This window comes from Parvimonas oralis, from assembly GCF_047608425.1.
In the GTDB taxonomy this organism is placed as follows: Bacteria; Bacillota; Clostridia; order Tissierellales; family Peptoniphilaceae; genus Parvimonas.
In genome coordinates this window covers 61,167-75,658 of sequence record NZ_JBLKRS010000002.1, presented here as the reverse complement: position 1 = coordinate 75,658, position 14,492 = coordinate 61,167, and the positions used below count along the sequence as shown (strand labels likewise).

Annotated in this window: 13 protein-coding genes; 3 read left to right on the top strand and 10 right to left on the bottom strand. The window is 29.7% G+C overall.

Annotated elements, in window-relative coordinates:
* Together gcvPB and ACMX2D_RS03815 are read left to right on the top strand one after the other, a co-directional pair.
* Positions 1-1,449 (top strand): aminomethyl-transferring glycine dehydrogenase subunit GcvPB, encoded by a 1,449-nt coding sequence (gene gcvPB / locus ACMX2D_RS03820; RefSeq protein WP_414972764.1) that lies wholly within the window; start codon positions 1-3, stop codon positions 1,447-1,449.
* A gap of 141 nt (positions 1,450-1,590) precedes the next feature.
* Positions 1,591-2,610 carry an oxidoreductase gene (locus tag ACMX2D_RS03815; protein WP_414972763.1) on the top strand — a complete coding sequence of 340 codons (1,020 nt, stop codon included), beginning with the start codon at positions 1,591-1,593 and terminating at the stop codon, positions 2,608-2,610.
* Positions 2,611-2,674: 64 nt separating this feature from the next.
* Here the strand turns inward: ACMX2D_RS03815 and ACMX2D_RS03810 are convergent, their stop codons facing one another.
* On the bottom strand, positions 2,675-3,373 hold the full coding sequence (locus ACMX2D_RS03810; protein ID WP_414972762.1) for a hypothetical protein: 699 nt from the start codon (positions 3,371-3,373) through the stop codon (positions 2,675-2,677).
* Positions 3,374-3,391: 18 nt separating this feature from the next.
* The gene (locus ACMX2D_RS03805) at positions 3,392-3,823 is read right to left on the bottom strand and encodes a hypothetical protein (protein ID WP_414972761.1); all 432 of its coding nucleotides are present in this window, start codon (positions 3,821-3,823) and stop codon (positions 3,392-3,394) included.
* A gap of 353 nt (positions 3,824-4,176) precedes the next feature.
* On the opposite strand from ACMX2D_RS03805, the gene ACMX2D_RS03800 reads away from it, so the two are divergent.
* The gene (locus ACMX2D_RS03800; protein WP_009448201.1) at positions 4,177-5,550 is read left to right on the top strand and encodes an alanine/glycine:cation symporter family protein; all 1,374 of its coding nucleotides are present in this window, start codon (positions 4,177-4,179) and stop codon (positions 5,548-5,550) included.
* 81 nt (positions 5,551-5,631) lie between these two features.
* Here ACMX2D_RS03800 and ACMX2D_RS03795 read toward each other — a convergent pair whose 3' ends face one another.
* The 8 genes from ACMX2D_RS03795 to ACMX2D_RS03760 form a co-directional block, all read right to left on the bottom strand.
* The gene (locus ACMX2D_RS03795; protein WP_414972759.1) at positions 5,632-7,224 is read right to left on the bottom strand and encodes an ABC-F family ATP-binding cassette domain-containing protein; all 1,593 of its coding nucleotides are present in this window, start codon (positions 7,222-7,224) and stop codon (positions 5,632-5,634) included.
* A 127-nt stretch (positions 7,225-7,351) separates the two neighbouring features.
* Positions 7,352-8,662, bottom strand: a complete 1,311-nt coding sequence (locus ACMX2D_RS03790; protein ID WP_414972758.1) for an NCS2 family permease — start codon at positions 8,660-8,662, stop codon at positions 7,352-7,354.
* Positions 8,663-9,005: 343 nt separating this feature from the next.
* Positions 9,006-9,620: an SAP domain-containing protein gene (locus ACMX2D_RS03785; RefSeq protein WP_414972757.1), complete on the bottom strand. Its 615-nt coding sequence runs from the start codon at positions 9,618-9,620 to the stop codon at positions 9,006-9,008.
* Between the two features lie 73 nt (positions 9,621-9,693).
* Positions 9,694-10,623: an alpha/beta hydrolase gene (locus ACMX2D_RS03780; protein WP_414972756.1), complete on the bottom strand. Its 930-nt coding sequence runs from the start codon at positions 10,621-10,623 to the stop codon at positions 9,694-9,696.
* 193 nt (positions 10,624-10,816) lie between these two features.
* Positions 10,817-11,671: a lipoyl synthase gene (gene lipA, locus ACMX2D_RS03775; RefSeq protein ID WP_414972755.1), complete on the bottom strand. Its 855-nt coding sequence runs from the start codon at positions 11,669-11,671 to the stop codon at positions 10,817-10,819.
* Between the two features lie 10 nt (positions 11,672-11,681).
* Entirely contained in the window at positions 11,682-12,668 is a 987-nt protein-coding gene (lplA, locus tag ACMX2D_RS03770) for a lipoate--protein ligase (RefSeq protein ID WP_414972754.1), read from the bottom strand.
* A gap of 97 nt (positions 12,669-12,765) precedes the next feature.
* On the bottom strand, positions 12,766-13,569 hold the full coding sequence (locus tag ACMX2D_RS03765; RefSeq protein WP_414972753.1) for a metal ABC transporter permease: 804 nt from the start codon (positions 13,567-13,569) through the stop codon (positions 12,766-12,768).
* Positions 13,569-14,240, bottom strand: coding sequence for a metal ABC transporter ATP-binding protein (locus ACMX2D_RS03760; protein WP_414972752.1), 672 nt, complete (start codon positions 14,238-14,240; stop codon positions 13,569-13,571). The genes ACMX2D_RS03765 and ACMX2D_RS03760 overlap by 1 nt, the downstream gene beginning before the upstream one ends.
* Positions 14,241-14,492: the final 252 nt, after the last annotated feature.

Genomic DNA, 14,492 nt, shown 5'->3' with positions numbered 1-14,492 from the left:
ATGAAATACGATAAATTAATATTTGAACTATCAAAACCTGGTAAAATTGGTCATAAATTACCAGAATTGGATGTTGAAGATGTATGTATTAAAGAGCTAATTCCTGCTGAACTTTTAAATGATGGCGAAATTGATTTACCGGAAGTTTCCGAACCGGAAGTTGTTAGACATTTTGTAAATCTTTCAAATAAAAACTTTGGTGTTGATACAGGATTTTATCCACTAGGATCTTGTACAATGAAATACAATCCAAAAATCAATGAAGCTATGTGTGCTCTTCCGGGTTTTGCAACACTTCATCCAAATATTCCTGAATGTGGAGCTCAAGGTGCTTTACAATTAATGTATGAACTTGGAGAAGCTTTAAATGAAACTTCAGGTATGGATGCTTGCACATTACAACCTGCAGCTGGAGCTCATGGTGAAATAACAGGTATTATGTTATTTAAAGCATATCATGAAGACAACAAAGATTTCCAAAGAGATAAAATTATAATTCCTGATTCAGCTCATGGAACTAACCCTGCAACAGCTACAATGGCAGGATATAAAATTATCGAAATTAAATCTTGTGAAAATGGATTAGTTGATATTGAAGCATTAAAAGCAGCAGTTGGCGACGATACTGCAGGACTTATGCTTACTAACCCAAATACATTAGGATTATTCGAAAAAGAAATTCAAGAAATTACAAAAATCGTTCACGATGCTGGCGGTTTAGTATATTATGATGGAGCAAATGCCAATGCAATATTAGGACATGTTAGACCTGGAGATATGGGATTTGATGCAATTCACTATAATCTTCATAAGACATTCTCTACTCCTCACGGTGGTGGAGGTCCTGGTGCAGGATATGTTGGATGTAAAGATTTCTTAAAAGACTTCTTACCGGTTCCTATTGTAGTTAAAAACGGAGAAAGATATAGCTTATCTTATGATGTTCCAAAGACATTAGGTAAGATGAAAGATTTCTATGGACACTTTGGTGTATTAGTAAGAACATATGCTTATGTTTTATCAATGGGATCTGATGGATTGAAGAAAGTAAGTGATTATGCAGTATTGAACTCTAATTACTTAGCAAATCAACTAAGAGATTACTACAATCTTCCTGAAAATGTAAAATTCAAACATGAATTTGTACTTGGCGGATTGAAAAATCCTAATGGATTAGTAACTCTTGATGTTGCTAAGAGATTAATGGATATGGGATATCACCCACCAACTGTATATTTCCCATTAATTGTTCATGAAGCGTTGATGATTGAACCTACTGAAAGTGAATCAAAAGAAACTCTTGACGGATTTGCAGAATCTATGATTAAGATTGCAAAAGAAGCTGAAACAAATCCTGAAATTGTTCATGAAGCTCCTCATGACACAGAAATTAAACGTCCTGATGAAACATTGGCTGCTAAAGATTTAATCTTAAAATATACAAAATAGTATAGATTTCTAAAAAGCTGTTATGAAAATAACGGCTTTTTTCTTACCTATTTTTAAACTATTTTTTAAGAAATATTTTAATAAATAATCATTATCTAAAAAATAGGGTATAAATTATTCAGAAAAATATAGGAGGTTATTATGAGTAAACTTTTAAGCCCTATGGAAATAGGTAGAAATAAATTTAAAAATAGAGTTGTTATGGCTCCAATGTGTATGTTTCATACAAAAACCGTTGATGGAGTTTTAACTAAAGAGCATTTTGATCACTATGTGGCAAGAGCTTTAGGTGGTGTTGCAGGAATAATTGTTGAAGCAACAATGGTTAATCCTACAGGTGGAATTAGAAAAGTAGATTTAGGATTATATAATGAAATTCAAATGAAAGCTTTTAAAGAACTTGTTGAAAGAGTTCATAATTATAATTGTAAAATCGGAATTCAATTAAGCCATGCCGGAAGAAAAGCAGATTCATCTTATGATGATATTATTGCACCAAGTGCAATTCCTTTTTCAGACGAAAAAGCTCCAAGAGAATTGACTAAAGATGAAATTATATCTTTACAAAAAGATTATGTAAATTCTGTAAAACTTGCAAAACAAGCAGGTTTTGACTTTGTAGAAATTCACGGAGCACATGGGTATTTAATTAATCAATTTTTATCTCCCCTATCAAATCAAAGAAATGACGAATATGGTGGTAGTTTAGAAAAAAGATATAAATTTTTAGGAGATATTTTAAAAGAAATTAAAAATATTGACATTGATGTTCATATTAGAGTTTCTGCTAATGAATATGATGAAAATGGAAATTCTTTAGAAGATATTATAAAAATTCTAAAACTTGCAAAAGAAGATGGAGTAGTTTTCAACAGTATTTCAAGCGGTGGTGTTGTTCCAAAAAGTCCACTAGTTTATCCCGGATATCAAGCAGAATTAAGTAGAGAAATTAAAAAAGCAGCCCTTACAGTTTCCACAGTCGGTCTTTTAGAAGACTATGGTTTATGTGAGTATTTACTTCAAAGTGATGCCTGTGATATGATTTACCAAGGAAGAACACTTTTAAAAAATCCGAACTGGGTTTATGGAGCCGGAGCATATTTTAACGAAGGAAAAGAAATAGAATATCCTCTGTATTCATACTCTGCAATAAAATTTTAAAATTATTTAAAGAAAAAGTAGCTTACAGAAGTAGGCTACTTTTTTAAATACTATGCTGTAATAATTAAATATGTATTACTCTTGATTCATTTTTGTTATATGCAGTATCATGAAATAGGTATTTTCCATGTATTTTGTTTTCGTACATAACCATTATTAGTGGTACTATCAAGCTCTTAATAGCATAAGTACTAATAAAAATTAAAAATACTTTTATATCTATAAATTCCAATTTTCTATAAAAAATATAATAAAGTATCCCAAAATTAACTGCTATATTAAAAATAGTAGCCAATGTAGAAATGATAATATTTGTTTTAATACTAGGTCTTAAAACTTTTATCGTGTATAAAGCTAATATGGATATATTATAAATACAAATAGGTTTATAGTCTTTTCTGTAAATTACTAATGATTTTCTATTATACAAATATTGTCTTCCGTTAGGTCTTATACTCCATTCATTAATCCAAACATGACTAACAGCATCAACATCATCCCAAGGAATTAGTAAATCTATTTTTCTTAGGTATATTCCTTCTTTACATATATAAAATTTCCAACCAACAATAGAAAAAACTATAATAATTATAAGAAAAATTCCAATGAAAAAATAGTTTAATTGCCATAGTTTTAAATTAAAATTAAAGAATTGTATTATTGCATTTTTATCAGCTATTATCATATTTATAACGAGAATTGCAAAAGCAAATATAAATAATATAAATCTATAATAGATACTATGAAATTTTATCTTTTTCATATTCTCTCCTTATCTTAACTAATCAAAATAAACAGTATGAATTTTGATATTATATTTTTGGGTTTCTTTTTTTAAACTTTTAACCAACTCACTATTAGCTTTATTTTTACCGAATATAATACCTCTACTCTTCCCATTTTTCAACTGAATTGTTAGCATATATCTTCTTCCATTAAGCTTTACCGCTCTAAGGCTATTCACATCAATTGATCTTATTTCTTTTAAAGGAATAACTCTATCAAAAATATAAAGTGCATTATGTATATAAAAATTTCCATTTGAAATATGATAAGGTCTAAAAACACTTCCACCACTTCGAACTACTATTGAAAATCTACGAAATATTATAATAAAAAAAGCAACAGAAAGAAATATCAAAGCATTTCTTGTAATACTATATTGCCACATATCTTTAAATCCTATCCAAAAATACCTAAAAAAATCAGACATATTAAAACCTCTTTAAATTAATATTACATTAATAATTATACTATAAGCTCTAATTGTATTCAATATCCGCTTTTAACTTATATCTTATAGATTTTCAATAAATCTTATATTGTTAGCAAAGGAAAATTTGATATAATTTTAGTGTAAAATCAACTCAAATATTCAATATAATATATTTAGTTTTTCAAAATTTTTTTAGAATTTTCATTAAAATTTACTAATTTAATTTACCATTATTTACAAAACTATATTCTATTTATGTCCCTATTTTTTGAAATTAAAGTTGTATAATATTCTTAAGGAAAACATTATTACAATATAGTGTTTTTCGAAAATTGAAAGGGGGATTTTTTATGGATTCATTGATTTCTGTATTATCAAAATTTGCCAATTGGCTTTGGGGACCTCCTCTAATGATATTATTAGTAGGTGGCGGTATTTTTTTAACATTTAGATTGGGATTTTTCCAAATTCGTTATTTTCCTTATATTATGAAACAAACTTTTGGGAAAATGTTTAGTAAAAACAAATCCGGTGAAGGAACTGTTTCACCTTTCCAAGCTGCAACTGCTGCTCTTGCTTCATCTATTGGTGCTGCAAATATAGTTGTTGTACCTTCAATTATTTTTATAGCAGGTCCCGGTTCTATACTTTGGATGTGGATTACTGCTATAGTAGGTCAAGCAACAAAATTCGGTGAAATTGTACTTGGTATTCTTTACAGACAAAAGAACGAAGAAGGCGAGTTTGTTGGTGGTGCTTGTTACTACTTACAACATGGTATTGGTGGAAAAGCCGGAAAAATTTTAGGTTCACTTGTAGCATTTTTCTTTATGATTGAAATTTTACCTTCAATTACATTACAAACACTTGCTGCAGCAGGACCTTTAGGACAATTAGGAATTCACAAATACATTGCTATAGGATTTATATTCTTCTTAGTAATATTGGTAGTTTATGGTGGAATTAAGAGAATTGGACAAGTAACTGAAAAATTGGTTCCATTTATGGCATTAATTTATTTAATCTTTGGAGTTATAGTTCTTGCAATTAATATAAATAAAGTTCCTGAAGCATTTAAAATGATTTTTGTCGGTGCTTTTAATCCTACAGCCATAGCCGGTGGAGCTACAGGTTGGGCTGTGAAAAAGGCAATAACAAATGGAGTTGCTCGTGGTGTTTACTCAAACGAATCAGGTATGGGTTCTGCACCTTATGCACATTCAACTGCAATAACAGATCATCCTGCAAGACAAGGAATGTGGGGAGTTTTTGAAGTATTTGTAGATACAATAGTAGTTTGTACAATGTCTGCACTTATTGTTTTAACAACAGGAATATGGAAAAATCCTGAATATAAATCTATAGCTGTTGAAAGAGCATTCAACTCAATCTTTGGAAATATCGGTAGTGCAGTAGTTTCAATCTCATTGTTTTTATTCGTTCTTTCAACAATAATCGTAATAGTATTCTATGTTGAAAAACTTGCAGAATATCTATTCGGAACAAAAGTAGGAAAAATTATGAGATTTGTTGCAACTATTATGATAGTTTTAGCAGCAGTTCTTTCATTTGAACATGCAGGAGTTTTCCTAGACTTAACATTAGGTCTTGTAGTTATTCCTAATATGATTGGAATAATACTTATGAGTGGAAAAATCAAAAAGGCAAAAGATGAATTCTTCCATACTGAAGGAAAATTTTACTTAAAAGATAAAGCTGAATAGCCTTCTATAGAATTTTTTTAAAAGAAAAATCCGAGTTTAGTCGCTCGGATTTTTTCTTTAAATTTATTTAGTTTCAAATTTTTATTGACCTTCTACGAATCTGTCAATATATTCTTGATAAGTCATAAGTCTATCTTCAAATATATTTTCTTCAATGTGAATAATTCTATTTGCGATTGTATTCATAAATTCAGTATCGTGACTTGCAAATAAGATATTTCCCTTAAATGCTTTAAGCCCATTATTCAAACTGATAATACTTTCAAGATCCAAATGATTTGTTGGTTGATCAAGGATTAAAACATTAGAATTCTTAAGCATCATATATGATAACATCATTCTAACTTTTTCTCCACCTGAAAGTTTTTGCGCAGGTTTTAAAGCCTCATCTCCTGAGAACAACATTCTTCCCAAAAATCCTCTAATATAAATTTCGGATTGCTCTGTCGAATATTGTCTTAACCAGTCAATCAAATTATATGGAGTGTCTTTGAAAAATTCTGTATTGTCCTTTGGAAAATAAGATCTTGAAGTAGTAACTCCCCATTTAAAACTACCACTATCAGCTTCCATCTCTCCTGCTAAAATTTTAAAAAGAGTTGTAATTGCAAGTTCATCTCCGATAAACCCAATTTTATCATTTTTATTTACCATAAATGAAACTTTGTCTAAAACAAGTCTTCCTTCTACTGTCTTTGAAATTTCATTCACTTCTAAAATTTGATTTCCAACTTCTCTTTCCATTTCAAAGCCTACAAAAGGATAACGTCTTGTAGAAGGTTGAATATCTTCAATTTGAATTTTATCAAGTAATTTCTTACGACTTGTAGCTTGTTTTGACTTACTCTTATTTGCAGAGAATCTTGCAATAAAGTTTTGTAATTCTTTAATTTTATCTTCTTTTTTCTTATTTTGGTCTTTTAACATCTGTGCTGCAAGTTGACTTGATTCATACCAGAAATCATAGTTACCAACAAAAATCTTAATCTTTCTAAAATCAATATCCACCATATGAGTACAGATATTATTTAAAAAATATCTGTCATGGCTAACTACAATTACAGTTCCCTCATAGTCCATAAGGAAATTTTCAAGCCATAAAATGCTCTTAATATCCAAGTCATTTGTAGGTTCGTCAAGGATTAAAATTTCAGGATTTCCAAAAAGGGCCTTTGCAAGTAAAACTTTAACTTTTTCCTTACCTGAAAGTTCACTCATCTTTTTCTCGTGTAATTCAGTTCCAATACCGAGACCTTGTAAAAGAGAAGAAGCATTTGCCTCTGCGCTCCAGCCGTCCATATCGGCAAATTCCGCTTCAAGTTCGGAAGCTAAAATCCCGTCTTCATCTGAAAAATCTTCCTTTGCATAAATTGCTTCTTTTTCTCTAATGATTTCCATTAAACGAGCATTTCCCATAATTACAACATCAATTACTTTTTCATCTTCAAACTTAAAGTGATCTTGTTCCAAAAAACTCATACGAGTATTCGGTTTTATAGAAACACTTCCGGTATCAGGTTCAAGTCTTCCCTCTAAAATCTTAAGAAAAGTTGACTTTCCAGCACCATTTGCACCAATTACCCCATAACAATTTCCCGGAGTAAAAGATAAATTTACATCATCAAAAAGTTTTTGCCCTTGAAAACTCAAACTTAAATCTATTACACTTATCATTCTTTCACCTCATAATATTATTAGTTAATTCAATTAAACATAAGTTAGATTATACTATATTTTGTTTAAATAATCAACTAAAAAAATGAGTCTTAAAGACCCATTTTTAAATAATAATATTTTTTTATTACATAAATGCTTCTGCTACGAATTTTAATATGAATAGTAAAGCTAAAATATATACTACTGGAGAAACTTCTTTTCCTCTACCTGAGATTAATTTTAATATTGCATAAGAAACTATCCCAAAAACAATTCCATTTGCTATTGAGTATGATAGAGGCATCATAATAATAGTCAAAAATGCTGGTAGTGCTTCTGTATAATCGTCAAAGTTAATTTTCTTAACCCCTGTAATCATAAATAATCCTACTACGATTAATGCAGAAGATGTCGCATAAGTTGGAATAACCGCAAAAATAGGTTGAAAAATTAAAGCTAGTAGGAAAAGGCAAGCTGTTACTATCGCTGTAAGCCCTGTTCTTCCACCTTCAGCAACTCCCGCTGCACTTTCAACAAATGTAGTTACTGTTGATGTTCCAAGCATTGCTCCTACTGTTGTTCCTATTGAATCTGCAAAAAGTGCTTGTCTTGCTTTAGGTAAATTGCCGTCTTTATCCAACATATCAGCCTTTGATGCAACTCCTACTAAAGTTCCAACCGTGTCGAATAAATCAACGAATAGAAAAGCAAAAAGAGCTACAAACATTTCTGTGGATAAAATTTTACTGAAATCAAATTTCATAAATATAGGTGCAATACTTGAAGGCTTTCCTATGACAGCCTTTGGAAGTTCAGAAACCCCACAGATTATTGATACTATTGTAGTAGCTATCATTCCAAATAGAATTGCTCCCGGAACTTTTTTTACAAGTAAGAAAATAGTAAATAAGATACCAAAAATTGTGATTAATGATGTCGCACTTGTAATTGTTCCAAGATCAAGAGGTATTCCCTTTCCTTGTTTAACAAGTCCCGCTTGATATAATCCTAAAAATGCGATAAAGATACCGATACCTGCACTTACTGCTTGTTTAAGTGAATATGGCATAGCATTTACAATCATTTCTCTAACCTTTGTAAAAGTTAAAATTAAAAATACAATACCTTCTAATAAAACAGCTGTTAATGCAAATTGCCAACTATATCCTTTACCAATTACTATTGTATAAGCAAAGTATGCATTTAAACCCATACCAGGAGCTAATGCAAAAGGATAATTAGCAAGAAGTGCCATTATGACTGTTCCTATAAATGATGCAATAGCTGTTGTTGTAAATACGGCCCCCTTATCCATTCCAGCTTCAGATAAAATCGCAGGGTTTACAACTAATATGTACGCCATAGTCATAAAGGTAGTAATACCTGCTAAAACTTCTGTTCTAACAGATGTTTTGTGTTCTTTGAGTTTGAAAAAGTTTTCAAAAAATGTACTCATAATTCCTCCTAAAAAAATTTTAAAAAACAAAAAAATAACTCTTAAAAAATTAACAGCCAAAAAATAAACGCCCAAAAAGTAGGCTTCAAGCGAAACCTACCTTCTGGGCTTTTCTCCCTTAGGTGTAGTGCATAGCACCTGCACAGCTTGGACCTGCAAGAAAAATCTTCGGAACCCTATGTGCACTTTCTCTTTGAGTTATCAATATCACATCAATATAATAACAGTAAATAATTCTTTTGTCAATATCTATTTATTAGCTAATATTCTCAATTTAATTTTAAAAAAGGAATAACAATTCTTTACGATTTAATATTCCTTTATTAGTCTGATTAACAGGTATTTATTTTCGATATTCCTTTACTTTACGAGAATACTTATCCAACAATTCTCTCGAATATTTTTTTTCGTTTTTTGAATCTTTAGCCTCTTTCCAAAGAATAGAAGCAACTTTTAACTTATTCGAATAGTCTAAACTAGATTTATCTGAGCAAAAGTCTTTTAAAAATTGATTCCATTCACAAACTGAATTATCATACTTTGCATAATCAGATTTTCCATAATACACATTTAGCATATCCTTAATTGTAAAATTCAAATCTTTATCTTTTTTTACTTTTCTCCAAGATGTCGCCATATCAGCATTAAATTTAAATGGTGAAATTCCTGTTAAGCTAGAAAAGTATTCTCTAAACTTTGTATTAAAGGAAAAACCGCACTCAAGTAATGGCGTATCTAAAGTGATATTCTCTACTTGTTTATTTTCTTTTTTTCTTTTTAACTTTTTTATCAAATTTCCTTTAAAATACTCCTCAATAGTACAATTGAGTTCTTGCTTCGTTCCTCTATATTCTAAACCTAGTAATTTACATATTTGAGAAAGTTCTTCACGATACCAATAATACTTACAAAATTCTTCAAAAGTTTTAATTTCTTGAAACTCCGGTCTTTTTTTCAACGATTTACCTCCAATAAATAGCAGTTAAAATCAAAGAGGAGTAACTTTTAATATAACTCCTCTTTGTTCGCTCTTAGTTATTTTCATATATACTTTCTAAAAATTTATAGATATCAAGATATACCTTCTCTTTTCCAATTTCATTTAAGATTTCATGTCTCATTTGTGCATAGAGTTTTATTTTTACATTTTTCATTCCAACTTTTTTGTACAATCTATAACTTTCTAAAACACCTTTACCATAATCTCCTACCGGATCAGCTTTTCCGGAAATAAAAAGAATAGGTAAATCTTTATTTATATTTTCAACATTCTTTTTATAAGACATCTCTTTTATCAAGGTTAACAAATCCAAATAGAAAGTATTTGTACATAAAAATCCACAATCTTTATCTAAAATATAATCTTCAACCGCTTTTTCATCTCTTGTAAGCCAATCGAAATCGGTACTTTTATTTTTTATTCTGGAATTATATCCTTTAAAGGCAAGTTTGTTTATAAAAGCACTCTTTTTAGTCCCGTTTTTTCCACTCAAAACTTTAGCTAATAATATTCCTATTCTATGTTTTATACCACAAAGTTCAGTAGTTCCACAAATAATCGCTCCATCTACACAATCAGAATATTTATTCAAAAAATTTCTAACGATAAGCGAACCCATACTATGTCCAAATATTACAATTTGTTTATCCGGAAATTCTTTTTTAATATATTTATTAAGGTCATGAACATCTTCAACCAATTTGATATATCCATCTTCATCTGCAATATGCCCTTTTAGTCCTTCATCTTCACAAGTTTTTCCATGTCCTCTATTGTCCATTCCAAAGACTCTAATTCCCTGTTTTTCCAAAAATTGAGCAAAGTCTTTATATCTTCTTATATGTTCTTCCATTCCGTGACAAATTTGCACAATTAAATTAGGGTTTTTTAAATTTTCCGAAAAATCGACACAATATAAGCTTTTGTCATCAATACTTGAATTAATATAAAACTCTTTCATAAAACACCTCATAGTCACAAGTTACATTTATTTTACCACAAATTATTTAATAAATATAGTGTCTTGGTTGTTTTACAAAAACAACCCCACCATTTCACGATATTTTCTTCGTTTTAATATATAAAGTATATACTACACTTGTTCTTTTATATTAAAAAACTCATTTTCACAATTGTAAAAATGAGTTCTATAATTAAAGTGCTTCTGCGTGATATGAACTTCTTACCAACGGACCTGAATTTACTCTTAAAAATCCCATCTTAAAAGCTATATCTCTATATCTATCAAATTGTTGAGGATGTACATATTCTTTAACGGCAATATGGAATTTTGTAGGTTGTAAATATTGTCCCACAGTTACCATATCGCATCCTACATCTCTAAGAGCCTTGAAAACTTCAACAACTTGTTCTTCCGTTTCTCCAAAACCTACCATAAGTCCTGATTTTGTTTTAAGTCCACATTCCTTTGCATATTTTAAAACCTCTAAACTTCTTTGAAAGTTTGCAGCAGGTCTTACCTTTGGATAAAACGCCGGAATTGTTTCAACATTGTGGTTTAAAACATCAGGTTTTGTTTCATAGATAATATCCATTAATTCTTTTCTTCCTGACATATCCGGAATTAAAAGTTCTATTGTAGTTTCAGGATTATACTTTCTACATTGTCTTACAACTTCTGCAAATTGATTTGCTCCTTCATCCGGTAAATCATCTCTTGTTACTGATGTTACTACAGCATGTTTTAATCCTAAAATTTGAACAGCTTTAGCAAGATTTTCAGGTTCATTCAAATCCACAGGATCCGGAGTATGTCTTGTTACGTTGCAAAAAGTACAATTTCTCGTACAATTTCTCCCTAAAATCATGAAAGTCGCAGTCCTTCTTGAATAACATTCCATCTTATTAGGACAATTTGCTTCATGACAAACAGTATGTAAGTTTAAACCTTCAACCATACTTTCAACATCAGTTGTATTCTTGTCTCCCTGAATTTTTAGTTTTAACCATTCAGGTTTTCTCATTATTTCTGCTTTTTTTCTTAGCATATTACACCTCTTAAAACAATTTAATTATATCATCAATAAAGACTTCTTTATCCATTGACTTAATATATCTGTCAAGCTCAATATCTTTAAGGGCTTCTTCAATTGACTCTTTAGAACATTGAACTCCTCTTAATATACTACACAATTTATCTATACCCAATTCACTGAAGAAATCCCCTTCAATTGAAATGTCTTTAATCCGTCCATTTTCAATATCAAGTCCAATTTCTACAACTCCACAGGAATATTTTTCGGCTTTTCTGTTCTTTTTTAAAGAGCCATTTCCATAATTCCAATCTTTTGTAGCAAAAAGAGAATCTCTAATTTCATAGATTTTTTCCATCTCTTCTTCAGTTAAAATCGTAGTACCTGTAATTTTGTATTCTTCTTTTATATATTCTATCGCTTTATCCATAAAATTTTCAACATTCAATTCAATCATATCGCCTATAAATCCAACTCTGGATCTTACCGATTGAACAGCTTTACCTTTAAATTTTATATCTCTCGATTTTAAAGAATTAGTTAAATTATACAGATTTGCTTTAAACAAAAAAGTTCCATGATGTAAAATCTTTTCTTTATTTTGATATTGAGCATTCCCACTTACCTTTGCTCCGTCTATTTGAATATCATTTCTTCCTGTAAACTCTGCATTAAGTCCCAAAGATTTCAAGAAATTAACAACAGGCTTTGCAAATTTTTTAAAAGAAGAATCTACATCATCTCCGGTTTTTTTAGTTATAAAACTATATTGCATATTTTCCGTATCACAATATATTGCACCACCACCGGATAATCTTCTAATTACATCCATATTATTTGCATTTGTAAAATCTAAATTTACTTCCAAATCAATATTTTGATATCTTCCAATCAAAATACAAGGTCTATTTCTCCAAAGCATAAAAATATCTTCATCATAATTTTCCATTAGATAAAGCTCGATTGCATGATTTAATGCAGGATCAAAATTTTTATTTTCAACAAAAATCATATTATCTCTCCATAAATTAATTTTAACACAACTATATTTTACCACAAATTAAGTTATAAAAATAGTGCAAGAAAAAAGAAAACCAATATGATTTTCTTTAAATTTTTAATAGCTTTCTTAAATTTTGAAAAATTACTATTATAAAAAGCACGGCAATTCCGGTTAATACCATTGTTCCGCCGGGTTTTAATCCTTGATAAAATGAAATTACAATTCCTGCTATTGTAAAAGTCATTCCAAATAATATAGAGTAAATAACAGTTTGAAAATAAGATTTTGAAACTCTTAAAGCACAGGCTACAGGAACAACCATAAGAGAAGAAACCATTAAAACTCCAACAGTTCTTGAAGCGATAGAAATAGAAAGAGAAATTAAAAATGTAAAAATTATATTTACAGTTTGAACTTTAATTCCTGCAAGTCTTGCTCCGACTTCATCAAAAGAAACATATAATAAAGCCTTGTAAAGCACTGTGAAAACTGTTATTACAATAAAAAATACCAATGTAACTAAAATAACTTCAAAATCACTTATAGCCACAATACTCCCAAATAAAAAACTGTTAAAATTGGCTGCCCCCTTTACGAAATCAGAAAGAACTGCAGCAAGTCCAATTCCTAAACTCATCATTATTGCTGTTGATATATCCGAATTTTTCGGAAAATATCTTCTCATAATCTCTATGGAAAAACTTGCAATCGCACAGGAAATTATCGCAGTAATAATCGGATTTACTCTAAAAATAAGACCAATTGTAACACCCGCAAGAGAAACATGGGAAAGAGCATCTCCTATCATAGAATTTCTCTTATTTACCATAACAACCCCAATGCAAGGTATAACAATGGATAGCATAATTCCAACTAAAAAAGCTCTTCTCATAAATTCAAGTTGAAACATTACCTTACCACCACTTTCTTATCTTTTATTTCCACAACCTTTGTCAAATTATCTTTCATAATCTCAAGCTCGTGAGTTACAAGTAAAATTGTAATTCCATGCACTCTGTTTAGATGAGTTAAAATTTTAAAAAGTTGATTTTTACTTTCCTTGTCAATTCCCGTTGTAGGTTCATCAAAAATTAAAATCTTTGGATTATTTATCAAAGATTTTGCAATCATAATTCTCTGTTGTTGTCCACCACTCATTTTATTTATAGGTGTATTGGCAAAATCAAGCATATTAACTTGAGATAATGCCCTCTTTGCTAGTTCAATATGGCTTTTTCTAGAAAACTTAAAAAAGCCCATTTTTTCGTAAAGATTTAAAGTTACAATCTCCATAGCAGTTATGGGAAAATTAGGTATATTGCTTGCATTTATCTGTGGAACATATCCAATTGTATTCCATTCTTTAAAATTTTTAATATTCGTATCTTCTATAAATATCTCTCCACTTGAAGGATTAAGCTCCCTTAAAATCAATTTGAGTAAAGTAGATTTCCCACTACCATTTGCTCCGATTATAGCTATAAAATCTTTCTCTTTGATATCAAAAGAAAGATTTTCCAAAACATTAATACCTCCACTGTAAGAGAAAGACAGATTTTTTATTGAAATAATATTTTTCAAATCATTCTCCTATTTGTATCTTCAACTGTGGCTTTTAAATTTTTTTCCATAAGTTGAATATATTCTTTATTTTTTTCTATTCATTATTTACATTAGCTTTGCCACATACTGAAAAAAGTGATATAATAATGGCAAAGGAAATGATTTTAGTTATGATTTTTTCGTAATTTCTCCTTTTAAGAGCACTTATTTGCAAATAGCACTCATTTACATACAGTATTATATACCCATTTCATCTAAAAATCAAGCAAA